Source organism: Roseibium sp. (assembly GCF_051016195.1).
Lineage (GTDB): Bacteria > Pseudomonadota > Alphaproteobacteria > Rhizobiales > Stappiaceae > Roseibium.
Genome location: NZ_CP134616.1, coordinates 1,462,075 through 1,477,638, shown reverse-complemented (window position 1 = coordinate 1,477,638; position 15,564 = coordinate 1,462,075). Strand labels below are relative to the sequence as shown.

Genomic DNA, 15,564 nt, shown 5'->3' with positions numbered 1-15,564 from the left:
ACCTGACGGGGGAGTTGCGATAGGGAATACATTGTCGAAATCGCCGCAGGTGGGAGGGTCAGGCAGGTCATCCGTACCCTAGTCCCCCTTGCGGGCCGGGTCACGCAAAAAGAGCGATCACTCCTTGATGCGCGTCTGAAGTGTTTTCAGCCGGTAGAGTGCATCGAGCGCTTCCCGCGGGGTCATGTCGTCCGGGTCGATATCGTCCAGCGCCGTGACGACCGGATCAGGTTCGCTCGCCGCGTTCGGCGCGCTGGGCGGTGTTGCCGCGATGCTGGCAAAGAGCGGCAATTCGTCGATCAGGCTTTCCGCCGGCGAGCGCCGATCCTGTTCTTCCAGCTGGCTCAGTACCTGCTTCGACCGTTCGACCACCTTCGCCGGCAGTCCGGCGAGCTTGGCGACCTGGATGCCATAGGAGCGGTCGGCAGCGCCGGGCACGATTTCGTGCAGGAAGATGACCTCGCCGTTCCATTCCTTGACGGAGACGGTCGCATTGGACAGCCGCTCCAGCTTGGCCGAGAGCGCGGTCAGTTCGTGATAATGGGTCGCAAACAGCGCCCGGGACCTGTTGACCTCGTGCAGGTGCTCAATTGTTGCCCACGCGATGGAGAGGCCGTCGAAGGTGGCGGTGCCGCGACCGATCTCGTCGAGGATCACCAGCGAGCGGTCTCCCGCCTGATTGAGAATGGCGGCGGTTTCCACCATTTCGACCATGAATGTCGACCGGCCCCGCGCCAGATCATCGGCAGCACCCACGCGGGAAAACAGCCGGTCGACAATCCCGATATGCGCCTCCGCCGCCGGTACGAAGGACCCCATCTGGGCGAGGACGGCGATCAGGGCGTTCTGGCGCAGGAAGGTCGATTTACCGGCCATGTTCGGACCGGTGATCAGCCAGATATGGCCGGTTTCCTCCAACGCATCGGGCCCGAGATTGGCGTCGTTGGCAACAAAGCTGTCGCCGCCCGATAACCTGAGCGCTCGTTCCACAACGGGGTGGCGGCCGCCCTTGATATCGAAGGCGCGGCTGTCATCGACGGTCGGTCTGGCATAGTTTTCGTCCTGGGCAAGCTTCGCCAGCGCCGCGGAAACATCAAGAATGCTGAGACCCTGTGCGGCGGACTTGATCGCGTCGCCCGCATCGATAATTGCCCGTGCAAGCCGGTCGAAGATCTCCAGCTCGATGGCAAGGGCCCGCTCGCCCGCGCTGGCAATCTTGGATTCCAGATCCGCCAGTTCGGTGGTGGTGAAGCGCATGGCGCCGGCCATGGTCTGCCGGTGAATGAACCGCCCCGGATCGGCGGTCAGTTTTTCCGTCTGCGCGGTCGGCGCTTCGATGAACCAGCCGAGTACGTTGTTGTGCTTGATCTTCAGGGATCTGAGGCCGAGTTCCTCCGAATAGTCCGCCTGCAGCTTCGCGATCACCTTGCGGCTTTCATCGCGCAGCGCGCGCAGTTCATCGAGATCGGAACTGTAGCCGGTGGCGATGAACCCGCCGTCCCGTTTCAGAAGCGGTGGCTCCTCCTTGATTGCGGACACAAGCTGGTCGCCGAGAGCGTGCGGTGCGCGTTCAAGGCTTTGCCGGGCCTCTGCAATTTCGGCCGGAATATCTCCGATCCGGGTCTGATCGAGAACCGCGCGCGCGGCGGCGAGGCCCTGCGCGACACTCAGAACATCGCGCGGACCGCCGCGATTGAGCGCGATCCGGGAGAGCGCCCGGGCCATGTCGGGCGCACCTTTGAGCGTCTGGCGCAATCCTTCCCGCATGATCTCGTTGGTGAGGAAGTAGGCAACGGAATCGTGCCGCTGCTGGATGGCGTCGACATTGATCAGCGGTCCGGCAAGCCGGCTGGCCAAGAGACGCGATCCGCCTCCGGTGACCGTCCTGTCGATGGTCGCAAGCAGAGACCCCTGCTTCTCGCCGGACAGCGTGCGGGCAAGCTCGAGGTTGGCCCGGGTCGCCGGGTCGATCAGCATGCGGCCCGTCCCCGCCTCGCGCACGGGCGGGTCGAGCGGTGGGCGCTCCCCAAGCTGCGTGCGTTCAATGTAGGACAGGATCCCGGCAGCGGCAGAGAGTTCCGCCCGGCTGAAGGTTCCGTATCCGTCGAGCGTCTTCACGCCGAAATACTGACCCAGCCGGTCGCTCGCCGTCGAACTGTCGAAAAAGGCTCGCGGAACCGGCGACAAGGCGCTTCCCGACTGCTCCGCGATGATGCGCAGCTCGCTCTCCTGCAAAAGCGTGTCGGCAAGGATCAGTTCGCGGGGCGACACCTGCGCCAGATCGGCGGTGAGCCGTTGCTGGTCCGTTTCCGAAACCTGGAAAGACCCGGTCGACATGTCGATCCACGCGAGGCCGAACACTGCATCATTGCCGAGCGAACCGCCTTTCAGGCGGGTGAGCGCCATGAGGTAATTGTTCGCGCCCGCGTCCAGCAGGCGCTCTTCGGTGAGTGTTCCCGGCGTCACCAGCCGCACTACATCCCGGCGCACCACCGATTTGGAGCCGCGCTTCTTGGCTTCCGCGGGGTCTTCGGTCTGTTCGCAGACGGAGACCCTGTGCCCCTTGGCAATGAGTTTTTGCAGGTAGTCGTCTGCGGCATGGACCGGCACCCCGCACATGGGGATGTCGGCACCCTGGTGCTTGCCGCGTTTTGTGAGCGTGATGCCGAGGGCCTGCGAGGCAACTTCCGCGTCGTCGAAAAACAGTTCGTAGAAATCGCCCATCCGGTAGAACAGCAGGCTGTCCGGATTGGCAGTTTTGATTTCCATAAACTGGGCCATCATCGGCGTGACCTTCTGGTCTGCCGGGGCGATTTTCTGGGCGCTCTGTTCACTCATGTGAAATACGTAGCAAACCTTGGGTGTCATTCCACAAAAGGGGTATGCCATCTTGGCTTGAGGCTTCATTTTCCAGGGGATAAGGTCGTGTCCCCGCCTCATCAAGAAGTGCGACGAATAGGAAACGCCCGCGTCATGTCCACCGATAAGTCTTCGCCGAAAACAAGCATCAGTTTTACCGACCAGGAAGCACTGCAGTTTCACCAGCAGGGCCGTCCGGGAAAACTGGAAGTCACACCGACCAAACCGATGGCGACGCAGCGCGACCTGTCGCTCGCCTATTCGCCCGGTGTGGCGGTGCCGGTGCTGGCGATCGCGGAAGATCCGAGCCGTGCCTATGACTACACCACGAAGGGAAATCTGGTCGCCGTGATTTCCAACGGCTCCGCCATTCTGGGGCTCGGCAATCTCGGCGCGCTGGCCTCCAAACCGGTCATGGAGGGCAAGTCGGTTCTCTTCAAACGGTTCGCCGATGTCGACTCCATCGATCTCGAAGTGGAGACCCAGGACGTGGAGGAATTTATCAATTCCGTCCGCTATCTCGGCCCCTCATTCGGCGGGATCAACCTGGAGGATATCAAGGCCCCCGACTGCTTCATCATCGAGCAGCGTCTGCGCGAACTGATGGACATTCCCGTGTTCCACGACGACCAGCATGGCACGGCGATCATCGCGGCAGCTGGCCTGTTCAATGCGCTTCATCTGACGGGCCGGGACTTGAAAACGACCAAGGTCGTCTGCAACGGCGCGGGCGCTGCGGGCATCGCCTGCATCGAACTCGTCAAGGCAATGGGCATTCCGCACGACAATATCACCCTGTGTGATACCAAGGGCGTGATCTACAAGGGCCGCGCCGAAGGTATGAACCAATGGAAATCCGCCCATGCCATCGAAACCTCGGACCGCTCGCTCTATGACGCAATGAAAGGCGCGGACGTCTTCTTAGGCGTTTCGGTCAAGGGAGCGCTGACGCCGGACATGCTGCGGGTTATGGCACCCAACCCGATCATCTTTGCCATGGCGAACCCCGACCCGGAGATCACGCCCGAAGAGGCCGCCGCCGTCCGGGACGACGCCATTGTCGCAACCGGCCGGTCGGATTATCCGAACCAGGTCAACAACGTGCTCGGTTTTCCCTACATTTTCCGCGGCGCGCTCGACGTTCACGCAACGACGATCAATGACGAGATGAAAGTTGCCTGTGCCCAGGCTCTTGCTCAGCTCGCCCGCGAGGAGGTGCCCGACGAAGTTGCCGCTGCCTATCGCGGCAACCGGCCGAAATTCGGTCCCGAATACATCATTCCCGTGCCGTTCGATCCGAGGCTCATCCACGCGATTCCGCCGGCGGTTGCCCAGGCGGCGATGGATTCGGGCGTCGCCAAGCGACCGATTGTTGATATGGAGGCTTACAAGCACCAGCTCTCCGCCCGGCGCGATCCGATTGCCGGAACGCTGCAGCGGATCTTCAGCAAGGTGCGCCAGCAGCCGAAGCGCGTGGTTTTTGCCGAGGGCGAGGAAGAACCGGTAATCCGGGCTGCGGCGGCCTTCGTTTCCCAGGGCCTGGGTGAGGCGATCCTCATCGGGCGTGAGGACGAAATCACCAACATGGCGCATCAGGCGGGTGTCGATATCGATCGGCCCGGAGTCTCGATACAGAATGCGCGCCTGTCGGACCGCAACGCCGATTACGCTCAATATCTTTATGGCCGCCTTCAGCGGCGCGGCTATCTGCTGCGCGACTGCCAGCGCATGGTAAACAACGACCGGAATTTCTGGGGTGCGATCATGGTCGCCCGGGGCGATGCGGATGCCATGGTCACCGGTCTGACCCGGAACTACTCCGTCGCATTGGACACGGTGAAAGCGACCATCGACCCGAAGCCGGGTCACAGGATCATCGGGGTCTCGCTCGCTCTTGTGCGCGGACGCACCGTGCTGATCGCCGATACCGCCGTCATCGACATGCCGAATTCGGAAGAACTGGCCGATATCGCGGAAGAAGCCGCCCATGTCGCGCGCAAACTCGGCTACGAGCCGCGGGTTGCGATGCTGGCCTATTCCACATTCGGCCATCCGCGCGGCGAGCGGTCCGAGAAAGTCATCGAGGCAGTCAAGATACTGGATCGCCGCCGGGTGGATTTCGAATATGACGGCGACATGGCCGCGGACGTTGCCCTGAACATGGACCGGATGGCGGCCTATCCGTTCTGCCGGCTGTCAGGGCCGGCAAACGTTCTTGTCATGCCCGCCTTCCACTCCGCGTCGATCTCCACCAAGATGCTTCAGGAACTCGGCGGCGCCACCGTCATCGGTCCGCTCCTGACCGGCTTCGACAAGTCCATTCAGATCCTTCCCATCGGCGCCAAGGACAGCGACATCGTCAACATGGCGGCGATTGCGGCCTTCAACGTGTCGTGAGGGCGGTGCTTTTCCGAACGGAAGGGGCTCCCCGATCCCGGCTCTGCGCTTCGCTTGGCCGGGATGACGGTGGTTGGATTGAGTCTGGAAGCTTCATCCCGGACGTCTGAAAGGTGATCCGGGATCGGGATGCCACAGAAGAAAGGGAGCGGATCACTGAGTTGACCGCCTGGGTCTATATTCTCGCATCGCGGCCCTATGAAACGCTCTACACCGGCGTCACGACAGACTTGGTCCGAAGAGTTTATGAGCATCGCGAGGGTCTCATTGATGGCTTTTCAGAAAAATACGGCACGAAAACACTCGTCTGGTACGAAAACCAAACCGAAATCGCTGCCGCGATAAGACGAGAAAAACAAATCAAGAGATGGCGGCGACGCTGGAAGTTCGAACTGATCGAAAAGCTGAATCCGGAATGGGATGATCTGCACCTTACGCTGAACCGGTAAGGTGTCCGCTGCAAGACAGCTCGTACTATCGTCTTGATGACGATTAGACAGAACACGGGTCTGCCTGTGCCGGAATCAAGTTCAACCTCACCGTCGTCATCCCGGCCAAGCGAAGCGCAGAGCCGGGATCGGGGAGCCGGGGTGTCGGCAGGTCTGCGCTAACTCAGCTCAGCATGCGCATTTCCGTTCGCTACTCTTTGACTTTCTTTGCCAGAGCGTCTTCCCCGCAGCCTCACCCCTCGGCCACATCCGCCAGTCCGTCCGGAAGCGGTTCTTGAAGAAACCAGGCACGCAGCGCCGTCGCGAAAAGATCGGGCTCCGTTGCGATCCAGCCATGGCCCAGTCCGGGGACAATGCGGGCCGCACAATGCGGCATGCCGGACTGAAAGGCAGGCAGCGCGGACAGGATGGCCGGATGTTCGGTCTCACCGGCAAGGACGAGCGTTGGTGTTTCAATGCTTTTCAGGTCGGCGGTCACATCGAAGTCGAGCGCAAGCGCGCTGATCTTTCGCATGATCTTCGACGAGGCGTTCGGGCGTCCACCCCTCTGGCTGACAAGAGCCGGGTCATTGACACCGAGCGATCGGGCCATCTTCTCCCGGTTCTTTTTCGAATTCATCATGAAGGACGACGCGGTCATCAACGCGCGCACGACCCCGGACACCTGGATTGGCACATGCTGAAAACCGCTGAATACCGCGCTTTCGACCAGATCGGGATGGCGTGTGAGCAGCCGAAATCCGATATAGGATCCCATGGACAGGCCGGCGAGACAGACCGGCGCGTTGCCAAGGTTGCCGATCAGTTCGGCTACCGCGTCGCTTGCCGCATCGAAGTCCGTGACCGGCACGTCCTTGGACTGGCCGTGCCCGGGCAGGTCCGGAGAGACGCAATGGAAGTCGGAAAGCTGTTCTGCGGCCTGTTTCCAGATACGGCCGTCGAAACCGGCCGCATGAAGAAAAACGATTGTTTTCTGCTGGTCTGCCCATGAGTGGCGGTAGTGAAGCATTCAATCTGCCTTCGAGTACTGAAACGCGGAAACGAAACCGGACAGCGGATCATTCGGATTGCCTGGACTGCTTTTGAAGCCAGGGGGACGCAATAAGCACAAAATCCCCTTTTGACAAACGGTTCCGCAGCGGCGATACCTCGACCCCATGTCTGATGTGAAAGTCAAAATCTGCGGCCTTTCGACCGAAGAGACCATGGAAGCCGCGCTGGAAGCGGGCGCCGACATGGTCGGCCTGATGTTCTTTCCCAAGAGCCCGCGTCACGTCTCGCTCAGCAAGGCGTGCAAGCTGGCCGACATGGCGCGTGGAAAATCCGAGATTGTCGCGGTGACCGTCAACATGGACCCGGACGGATTGTCGCGGATCCGGGAGCTGGTAAATCCCGATATCTTCCAGTTTCATGGCTCGGAAGCCCCGGAAGCGCTGGCAGCCGCCAAGGTCATGCAGGGCACGAAGGTCATGAAGGCCCTGTCCGTTTCCGAACGCGAAGATCTGGAACGCGCGCAATACTACTCTATTGTAGCGGACTGGATCCTGTTCGATGCCAAGCCGCCAAAGGGCTCGGAGTTGCCCGGCGGAAACGGTGTTTCCTATGACTGGACCCTGCTGAAGGATCTCGACCTGAAAAAGCCATTCCTCCTGTCAGGAGGATTGGACCCGGCCAATGTCGCCGAAGCAATACGGCAAAGCGGCGTGTCGGCCGTCGATGTCTCTTCCGGTGTTGAGCGGGAGAAGGGCGTCAAGGACAGCGAATTGATACGCGCTTTCATGGCGGCTGCCAGAAGCGCATGATTTCCGGCCTTGCCCGGATGAAGGAGTAAACGCGTGAACGACATGGCGAACAGCATCCGGACCGGTCCGGACGATCGTGGACATTTCGGCATTTTTGGCGGTCGCTATGTCGCCGAAACCCTGATGCCGCTGATCCTTGATCTGGAGCAGCACTACAAGGATGCCAAGAACGATCCCGAGTTCCATGCGGAGATCGAGACGCTCAACAAGCACTATACCGGCCGGCCCTCACCGCTCTATTTCGCCGAGCGTCTGACGAAGGAGCTTGGCGGCGCGAAGATCTATTTCAAGCGTGACGAGCTGAACCACACCGGATCGCACAAGATCAACAATTGTCTCGGACAGATCCTGCTTGCCAAGCGCATGGGAAAGACGCGCATCATCGCCGAGACAGGTGCAGGTCAGCATGGCGTTGCAACGGCGACTGTCTGCGCACGCTTTGGCTTGCCATGCGTTGTCTATATGGGCGCGACCGACGTCGAGCGCCAAAAGCCGAATGTATTCCGCATGAAGCTTCTCGGCGCTGAAATCGTGCCGGTCACGGCGGGTGCCGGTACGCTCAAGGACGCCATGAACGAAGCCTTGCGTGACTGGGTGACAAATGTCGAGGATACCTACTACCTGATCGGTACAGCCGCCGGACCGCATCCCTATCCGGAAATGGTCCGCGACTTCCAGTCGGTGATCGGCAAGGAACTGCGCGAGCAGATGCTCGAGGCCGAGGGCCGTCTGCCGGACGCACTTGTGGCGGCTGTTGGCGGCGGATCAAACGCCATCGGTCTGTTCCATCCGTTCCTCGATGACAAGGACGTGAAAATCTACGGTGTCGAAGCAGGCGGGCGTGGCCTCGTCGGCGAGGAGCACTGCGCCTCCCTGACGGCCGGCAAGCCCGGTGTTCTCCACGGCAACCGGACCTATCTTCTCCAGGATGACGACGGCCAGATTTTCGAAGGCCATTCGATCTCAGCGGGTCTCGACTATCCCGGCATCGGCCCGGAGCATTCCTGGCTCAAGGAGATCGGCCGCGTCGAATACGTGCCGATCATGGATACCGAGGCCCTCGATGCCTTCCAGATGCTGACCCGGGTTGAAGGCATCATTCCGGCTCTGGAGCCTGCACATGCTCTTGCGCAAGTCGTCAAGCTCGCGCCGCAGATGGACAAGGATCAGATTCTGGTCATGAACCTGTGCGGCCGCGGCGACAAGGATGTTTTTGCCGTCGGCGAGATGCTGGGTTTCGACATGTAGCCTGCAGACCGGACGAAGAAAGCCGCGTGCCCAGAGGCGCGCGGCTTTTTTATTTACCGATCGGCTTTGAAACCAGCTCGTTTTCAAGAAGCTCCAGCCGGCCGCGTGCGTCCAGGCGTCCGGCTTTCCGGAGGAGTGCCGGATCGGTCCGGCTGTCGGCTTTGCTATGCCGCTCATCGCGCCGGGGCGCGCTGAAGTTGAGATCTCTGACACGCCGCCAGATCTTCTCGTGCAGGGGCGGTGGGGCCGGTTCGAACAGGGAGTGGGCCATTTTTCGGCTCCTTTTGCTGTTTCCTCTGCGATAGACAATAAGTGCACTTGGTGCACATTTAAAGCGGTATTTTCTGCAGACCGGGCAAGCCAGCTATGCAAATCGATGAGGGAGTGGCCCGATGTCACCTCACAGCCATTCGAATGCGGCAGTGCTGCAATGCAATCTTGTCTGTTGTGTGCGCTGCAGCAAAGCCTATGTTTGTGGTCGGACAGGGACGGGGAAAACGAAACCGTCCAACCGGAACGAAGGGAACACGAAATGAAATTCGATCTTCTGACAGGTTTTGTCCGTGACATCCGCTCTGCTCATCGCGCTGCGACCGAGTTTGAACGCCTGAACCGGATGAACACCAGCGAACTCGCGCAGCTTGGCCTGGACCGTACGGAAATCTCCAGCTACGCCTTCAACAAGCACTTCAAGCGCTGAACCGACGCGCCTGGCCAAATGGCCAGGCATTTGTCGTTTCTTTCGACGTCTGACGGGCAACTCGTCCGATTGAGACGTTCTTCATTGACATCCGCTTGTCTGCTCCCCTACATCGCACTCAGTTCAAATTGAGAAACAGAGCCGCTTGACATGCGGCAGGGGTTAAGCTGCATGACGGAAACGCGTATCGATCGCCGCTACAAGGCTTGTGCGGAAGCTGGCCGGCCGGCTCTGGTGACGTTCATCACCGCAGGCGATCCCGACCTGGCAACGTCTCAGGCGGTCCTGGATGCGCTCCCCGGCGCCGGTGCCGACATCATCGAACTCGGCATGCCCTTCTCAGACCCGATGGCCGAAGGCATTCCGATCCAGCTGGGCAATCAGCGGGCGCTTGCCGCCGGGCAGACCATGGACAGGACACTGGACATGGTGCGCAAATTCCGTGAGCAGGACAACGAAACGCCCATCATCCTGATGGGTTACTACAATCCCATTTATGTGCGCGATCCGAAGAAATTCGTCCATGTCGCCAAGGACGCCGGTGTCGACGGGTTCATCATTGTCGACCTTCCGGCCGAGGCTGACGATGAATTCTGTCTTCCTGCGCTCGATGCCGGGCTCAACTTTATCCGCCTTGCAACACCCACCACAGATGACAAGCGGCTTCCGGCGGTTCTCGCAAACACGTCCGGCTTCGTCTACTACGTCTCGGTGACTGGCATCACCGGCGCCAACATTGCCGACACCGGCCGGGTGACGGCAGCGGTCAACCGGATCAAGAAGCACACGGATCTGCCGGTAGCGGTCGGATTCGGTGTCAAGACCGCCGACCAGGCCGCCGTGATCGGCAAGGACGCGGATGGTGTGGTCGTCGGCTCTGTTCTGGTAAATGCCATTCGCGACACTCTGGACGAGGCAGGCAAGGCGACCGACGGCACCGTAAAGGCGGTCTCCGATGTCGTGGCGGATCTGGCTTCCGGCTGTGCGCGTGCGCGCTCGGCCTGAGTGAGCCGTTGAATTGAAGGATTTACGGCGAACCCCATATTCTCGCCTGGAGCAACTTGTATTCGAATACAAACACAACGAGGCTCCAGCGCTTTGAAACCGATCAACGACGTTGATCTAGTCATTACTCTAGGAAACGGACGCGCCTGACGTGAACTGGATCAACTCAATCGTACGCCCCAAGATTCGCGATCTCTGGAAGAAGCGCGAAGTCCCGGAGAATCTCTGGATCAAGGATCCCGAGACCGGGGAAATGGTCTTTCACCGGGATCTGGAAGCCAATCTCTGGGTCGTGCCGAATTCCGGTCACCACATGCGCATGCCGGCGCGCAAACGCATAGAGACGTTTTTTGACGACGGAACATACACGGATGTCGACACGCCGGATGTTCAGGCCGATCCTCACAAATTCCGGGACTCCAAGCGCTACACGGACCGGCTGAAGGAAGCACGGTCGAAATCCGGTGAAGACGAGGCGATTCTCGTTGCACAGGGCAAGGTCAACGGCATGGACATGACCATTGCCGTCCAGAATTTCGATTTCATCGCCGGATCGCTCGGCATGGCGGCGGGCGAGGCTATCCTCGCGGGAATGATGAAGGCGGTCGAGGACAAGACCCCGTTCGTCATGTTTGCAGCTTCCGGCGGCGCACGCATGCAGGAAGGAATCCTTTCGCTCATGCAGATGCCGCGCACGACTGTCGGCGTTCAGATGCTGCGTGAAGCCGGTTTGCCCTACATTGTCGTTCTGACGAACCCAACCACCGGCGGTGTGTCGGCCTCTTATGCCATGCTCGGCGACGTTCACATCGCGGAGCCTGGGGCCCAGATCGGCTTTGCCGGCCGGCGTGTGATCGAACAGACCGTTCGCGAGAAACTTCCCGAAGATTTCCAGACAGCCGAATACCTGCTGGATCACGGGATGATCGATATGGTCGTTCCGCGTCCGGAGATGAAGGAGACGATCTCCCGCATTTGCGGCATTTTGCTGAAACGCGAGGTGGAGCTGCCGAAGATCGAAGAGCCCGCGGTTGAGGAAACGGTTGAAGAAGAAGCAGCCGAGACCCCCGCGGAGGAGGCCGGGAGCGACGAAGCGGACGCCGGTGAAGCTGAACAGAAGAGCTGATACGTCCGCAAAATCTGAGCGAAACTTTCCCAAAAATGTCGCGAAAGCGGCACAAAAGGACAAATCCGCCGCGTCTGCTTGTCAAGTTGCCGGCAATCTCCTAAAGCCGTTTGAGAGCGAAACACCGGACAGAGGACCCGTCGGAGGGCGCCTTGGATCAAGTTACGAAAATCCTGGACAGACTGCTGGCCCTGCATCCCAAGGAGATCGACCTTTCTCTGGGGCGGATGCACCGTCTGCTCGCCGCTCTCGGCAATCCGGAGCAAAAACTGCCACCGGTGATTCATATCGCCGGCACCAACGGCAAGGGATCTGTCACCGCGACGATGCGCGCGATCCTGGAAGCGTCGGGCAAGGGCTGCCATGTCTACACGTCGCCGCATCTGGTGGCATTCAACGAGCGCATCCGGGTCGGCACGGATGGCGGCTTCGTGTCCGATCCCGTTCTCTACGACGCCCTGCATCGCTGCGAAGAGGCCAATGCGGGCGGTGAAATCACGTTTTTTGAGATCACGACTGCTGCGGCTTTCCTGATCTTTGCCGAACATCCGGCTGACATTCTGTTGTTGGAAGTCGGACTTGGCGGCCGGCTCGATGCCACCAACGTGATCGATCGGCCGGCGGCAACCGTGATCACGCCCGTTTCCATGGACCATGAAAAGTTTCTCGGTGATGATCTGGCCGACATCGCCGTCGAAAAGGCAGGGATCATCAAGCCCGGGGTTCCGGTGGTCTCCGCGTCCCAGGCCGAAGAGGCGTTTCCCGCGATCGTGCGCCAGGCCGCGCGCAACAGGGCCCCTTTAAAGATCCTGGGGCAGGATTTTACCGCGCACCCCGACCAGGGCCGGATGGCCTTTCAGGATGATGACGGCCTGATCGATCTGCCGCTGCCGGTTCTTGGAGGAAGCCACCAGTTCGCCAATGCCGGCGTCGCGATCGCAACCCTGAAGGCAGCAGGGTTGCTGCCGGACGAGCCGACGATCGAGCAAGGGTTGAAATCGGTCAACTGGCCCGGTCGCCTACAGCCGATTACCCATGGAAACCTGTTGCAAATGTGTCCGGACGGGGCCGAAGTCTGGGTCGATGGCGGTCATAACCCGGGTGCGGGTGTTTCCGTTGCCCAGTTCATGGGAGAGCTGGAAGAAAGGTCTCCCCGGCCGCTCTATGTTGTCTCCGGGATGCTGACAACCAAGGATCCCGTAGGGTTTTTCCGCCCCTTCCACGGGCTGGTGCGCCATGTCGGCACGGTTCCGATTGTTTCGACCACAACGGCGAGAACGCCGGAGGAGCTGGCGGATCTTGCCCGGTGCGCCGGATTGGAGGCGACGCCCTTCCCCTCACTGGACGCGGCGCTTGCAGATGTGGCAGCTTGTGCGGAAAAGGACGGCGAGCCGCCCCGGATTCTGATTTGCGGTTCGCTCTACCTTGCCGGCGAAGCTTTGGCGCGGAACGGAACAGCTCCGGACTGACGCATCGCCGGGTCCGCAACGGAGACCTGTTCGATGCAAACACCTTTAAGGCTGCCAACAGCCGCCGCCTTGCTGCTTGGCGCAGCGCTATCCATGGCGCCGGCGTTTTCCTTTTCAGAACAATACGAAACCCCGCCGGAACAAGACCCCTCGGTCGTTCTTAAGGGCAAGGAGAACGGCCCGGGCTATGCGGTCCTGGCTCCCGTTCGAAGTGACGGGTTCCTGCGGATCTACCAGTTGCAGACGGACCTTGGTGTCGAACAGATCGAAGGCGACGGCCTCTTGAAGCTTCGGCTTGCCGAGATCAAGGTGCTGATCGCGCTTGAAGGCCTCAAGAACGATGCAAGTTTTCTGGACGGTCTGAAGGAAGCGGCCAAGAAACCTGTCGATTTCGTGGAAAGCACGGTCACAGATCCGGTTGGGACAGCAAAGAGCACCGTGTCCGGAGTTGGACGCATGTTCGGCAGGCTGACCAAGGGCGTCGGCGATGCCGTGTCCGGCAAAGGCGGCTCTCCCGCCGATATTGCAAAGGCCATCACGGGCCAGGCGCAGGCGGAACGCGAACTCGCCGTTCAGCTTGGGGTCGACCCTTACACCTTCTACAAACCCCTGTCGGAAAAACTCAACGAGACGGCAAGCGTCACCACGGCCGGCAGCTGGACGGTGACCGCGATCACCGCGCTTCTGCCGGGTGGAATGATTGTGTCCGCCGCGCGACAGGCGGACAATTTCAGAAACCTGATCGTCGACAGCACACCGTCTGAACTCGCCGAGCGCACAGCAGCAACCTTCCGGACGGCGGGTGTTTCGGAAAAAACAATTTCGAGCATCGCGGCCAATCCGTTTTATACGGCGACGGAAAAAGCCATCATCGCGTACCAGCTGCAGGCCATGCCGACCGTGCAGGATCTGGATCTGATCGCCGCCAAGGCTGCAGACGCGGAAAGCCGCGACCTGGCCTATTTCCAGCTTCGCCGGATTGTGCTTCTTGAAACCTATAACCGGGTGATTTCCGGTCTCGGCCAGATCAGGGCCGTCAACGGCATCCCCGTCGCGATCCGCAAGGACGGCCTCGCCGCCGTGGTGCTGCCACTTGACGAAGTCGCCTGGACCCAGACGGTCGCGCAGACCTTCTCATCGATCCACGAGGGCCTCGCCGGACTGCCGTTCCCGCCCACCGGCGTCGATTTCCTCATCACCGGCGACCTGACCCCCGTCGCCGCCGAACGCATTGCTTCCTTCGGCTGGGAGATCACCGGAAACTATCCGATGCCGGAAGGTCCGGTGCATTAGAGTACTCATAGGCAGGTCTTAGCGTGACGCTGCGACCAGGATTCAGAAATGACACCCTCATCCTGAGTAAGCGTGTTAGCGCTGTCTCGAAGGATGGGCGGCAGGGCTTGGATATGTGGCCCATCCTTCGAGGCTTCGCTGCGCTCCGCACCTCAGGATGAGGAAAAAGAACGCGCATTTGTCGTTCGGCAGGCAGTGCGCAATCCCCCTCCCCCTTGTGGGGAGGGGTTAGGGGTGGGGGTCGGCTAGTTAGTGTCTCTTCTGCCCGCTCAAACACACTCTAGGACCGGCCCCGACAGACCGGTTTCCCAGCCGAGGATGGCGCGTTTGCGGGTGAGGCCCCAGTGGTAGCCACCGATCTTGCCGCCTTTTGCGAGCACCCTGTGGCATGGCACCACGAAGGAAATCGGGTTGCGTCCGACCGCGGAGCCGACCGCGCGGGACGCTTTCGGGTTTCCGATCGAGGCCGCCACATCGGCATAGGTTGCGGCTTGCCCCATCGGGATCTTGAGGAGCGTCTGCCACACCCGGATTTCGAAATCCGTGCCGATCATGACCACGTTCAGCGGCCGGCCTTCCTGCCACTGTCCCGGATCAAAGACGCGTGCGGCATAGGTGCCTGTCGCGTCCTGGTCGTGGACATAGTTTGCCGCGGGCCAGCGTCCGCACATGTCCTCCAGCGCACTTTCTTCCTCGCCCGGGTCCGCGAACCCGAGGCCGGCCAGCCCCTTGTCCGTCACCATGATCAGGACCTGCCCGAAGGGGGATGGATGAAACCCGTAAGCGATATTGAGGCCTGCGCCGCGGGCCCGGTAGTCGCCGGGGGTCATGGCCTCATGCGTGATGAAGAGATCGTGCAGACGTGACGATCCGGAAAGCCCGACCTCGTAGGAGGCGTCCAGCACACTTGCAGAGTCCCGCAGGAGCGCCTTGGCGTGGTCCAGCGTGATCGCCTGCAGGAACTGCTTGGGTGTCAGGCCCGCCCAGCGCGAAAACACGCGTTGCAGCTGGATCGGCTGCAATCCGGCTTCCTTCGCAAGCATCTCCAGCGTTGGTTGCTCGCGCCAGTCCAACGTGATCCGTTTCAGGGTCTGCCTGACAACTGCGTAGTTTTCTGCCGCCTCTTTGCCGACGGAGATCGGCTCCGGTCCCGGCGCAAGACTGGAAAGGTCGATTGCCTTGGTCATCTTCAACTCGCCATCTGATCAACTCTGAA

At 60.7% G+C, this 15,564-nt stretch carries 13 protein-coding genes; 9 read left to right on the top strand and 4 right to left on the bottom strand.

Annotated elements, in window-relative coordinates:
* Positions 1 to 117: 117 nt before the first annotated feature.
* Entirely contained in the window at positions 118 to 2,838 is a 2,721-nt protein-coding gene (mutS, locus tag RDA78_RS06745) for a DNA mismatch repair protein MutS (protein ID WP_434054567.1), read from the bottom strand.
* Positions 2,839 to 2,973: 135 nt separating this feature from the next.
* Here mutS and RDA78_RS06740 point away from each other — a divergent pair, with 135 nt between their 5' ends.
* Complete coding sequence (locus tag RDA78_RS06740) at positions 2,974 to 5,256, top strand: NADP-dependent malic enzyme (protein ID WP_434054566.1); 2,283 nt, start codon at positions 2,974 to 2,976, stop codon at positions 5,254 to 5,256.
* 161 nt (positions 5,257 to 5,417) lie between these two features.
* A complete protein-coding gene (locus RDA78_RS06735) occupies positions 5,418 to 5,705 on the top strand; it encodes a GIY-YIG nuclease family protein (protein ID WP_434056111.1) in 288 nt (95 codons plus the stop codon).
* 232 nt (positions 5,706 to 5,937) lie between these two features.
* Here RDA78_RS06735 and RDA78_RS06730 read toward each other — a convergent pair whose 3' ends face one another.
* Positions 5,938 to 6,714: an alpha/beta fold hydrolase gene (locus tag RDA78_RS06730; RefSeq protein ID WP_434054565.1), complete on the bottom strand. Its 777-nt coding sequence runs from the start codon at positions 6,712 to 6,714 to the stop codon at positions 5,938 to 5,940.
* Positions 6,715 to 6,862: 148 nt separating this feature from the next.
* Between RDA78_RS06730 and RDA78_RS06725 the strand changes: the two genes are divergently transcribed.
* Positions 6,863 to 7,507 carry a phosphoribosylanthranilate isomerase gene (locus tag RDA78_RS06725; protein ID WP_434054564.1) on the top strand — a complete coding sequence of 215 codons (645 nt, stop codon included), beginning with the start codon at positions 6,863 to 6,865 and terminating at the stop codon, positions 7,505 to 7,507.
* 42 nt (positions 7,508 to 7,549) lie between these two features.
* Positions 7,550 to 8,755 (top strand): tryptophan synthase subunit beta, encoded by a 1,206-nt coding sequence (gene trpB / locus RDA78_RS06720; RefSeq protein WP_434056110.1) that lies wholly within the window; start codon positions 7,550 to 7,552, stop codon positions 8,753 to 8,755.
* 49 nt (positions 8,756 to 8,804) lie between these two features.
* Here trpB and RDA78_RS06715 read toward each other — a convergent pair whose 3' ends face one another.
* Positions 8,805 to 9,026, bottom strand: coding sequence for a hypothetical protein (locus RDA78_RS06715; protein WP_434054563.1), 222 nt, complete (start codon positions 9,024 to 9,026; stop codon positions 8,805 to 8,807).
* A gap of 261 nt (positions 9,027 to 9,287) precedes the next feature.
* Here RDA78_RS06715 and RDA78_RS06710 point away from each other — a divergent pair, with 261 nt between their 5' ends.
* The 5 genes from RDA78_RS06710 (at position 9,288) to RDA78_RS06690 (ending at position 14,348) form a co-directional block, all read left to right on the top strand.
* Positions 9,288 to 9,455: a hypothetical protein gene (locus RDA78_RS06710; protein ID WP_306142371.1), complete on the top strand. Its 168-nt coding sequence runs from the start codon at positions 9,288 to 9,290 to the stop codon at positions 9,453 to 9,455.
* A 171-nt stretch (positions 9,456 to 9,626) separates the two neighbouring features.
* A complete protein-coding gene (gene trpA, locus RDA78_RS06705; protein WP_434054562.1) occupies positions 9,627 to 10,460 on the top strand; it encodes a tryptophan synthase subunit alpha in 834 nt (277 codons plus the stop codon).
* A gap of 151 nt (positions 10,461 to 10,611) precedes the next feature.
* Positions 10,612 to 11,586: an acetyl-CoA carboxylase, carboxyltransferase subunit beta gene (gene accD / locus RDA78_RS06700; protein WP_434054561.1), complete on the top strand. Its 975-nt coding sequence runs from the start codon at positions 10,612 to 10,614 to the stop codon at positions 11,584 to 11,586.
* A 152-nt stretch (positions 11,587 to 11,738) separates the two neighbouring features.
* Positions 11,739 to 13,055, top strand: coding sequence for a bifunctional folylpolyglutamate synthase/dihydrofolate synthase (locus RDA78_RS06695; protein ID WP_434054560.1), 1,317 nt, complete (start codon positions 11,739 to 11,741; stop codon positions 13,053 to 13,055).
* Positions 13,056 to 13,088: 33 nt separating this feature from the next.
* On the top strand, positions 13,089 to 14,348 hold the full coding sequence (locus RDA78_RS06690) for a hypothetical protein (protein ID WP_434054559.1): 1,260 nt from the start codon (positions 13,089 to 13,091) through the stop codon (positions 14,346 to 14,348).
* Between the two features lie 269 nt (positions 14,349 to 14,617).
* Here the strand turns inward: RDA78_RS06690 and RDA78_RS06685 are convergent, their stop codons facing one another.
* Entirely contained in the window at positions 14,618 to 15,535 is a 918-nt protein-coding gene (locus RDA78_RS06685; RefSeq protein WP_434054558.1) for a methylated-DNA--[protein]-cysteine S-methyltransferase, read from the bottom strand.
* Positions 15,536 to 15,564 lie beyond the last annotated feature (29 nt).

Bases quoted from the DNA above. Each gene is read 5' to 3' on its own strand.
- trpB (WP_434056110.1), top strand. From the start codon at position 7,550: ATGGCGAACAGCATCCGGACCGGTCCGGACGATCGTGGACATTTCGGC.
- RDA78_RS06740 (WP_434054566.1), top strand. From the start codon at position 2,974: ATGTCCACCGATAAGTCTTCGCCGAAAACAAGCATCAGTTTTACCGAC.
- RDA78_RS06715 (WP_434054563.1), bottom strand. From the start codon at position 9,026: ATGGCCCACTCCCTGTTCGAACCGGCCCCACCGCCCCTGCACGAGAAG.
- RDA78_RS06685 (WP_434054558.1), bottom strand. From the start codon at position 15,535: ATGACCAAGGCAATCGACCTTTCCAGTCTTGCGCCGGGACCGGAGCCG.
- mutS (WP_434054567.1), bottom strand. From the start codon at position 2,838: ATGAGTGAACAGAGCGCCCAGAAAATCGCCCCGGCAGACCAGAAGGTC.
- trpA (WP_434054562.1), top strand. From the start codon at position 9,627: ATGACGGAAACGCGTATCGATCGCCGCTACAAGGCTTGTGCGGAAGCT.
- RDA78_RS06710 (WP_306142371.1), top strand. From the start codon at position 9,288: ATGAAATTCGATCTTCTGACAGGTTTTGTCCGTGACATCCGCTCTGCT.
- RDA78_RS06730 (WP_434054565.1), bottom strand. From the start codon at position 6,714: ATGCTTCACTACCGCCACTCATGGGCAGACCAGCAGAAAACAATCGTT.
- RDA78_RS06690 (WP_434054559.1), top strand. From the start codon at position 13,089: ATGCAAACACCTTTAAGGCTGCCAACAGCCGCCGCCTTGCTGCTTGGC.
- RDA78_RS06725 (WP_434054564.1), top strand. From the start codon at position 6,863: ATGTCTGATGTGAAAGTCAAAATCTGCGGCCTTTCGACCGAAGAGACC.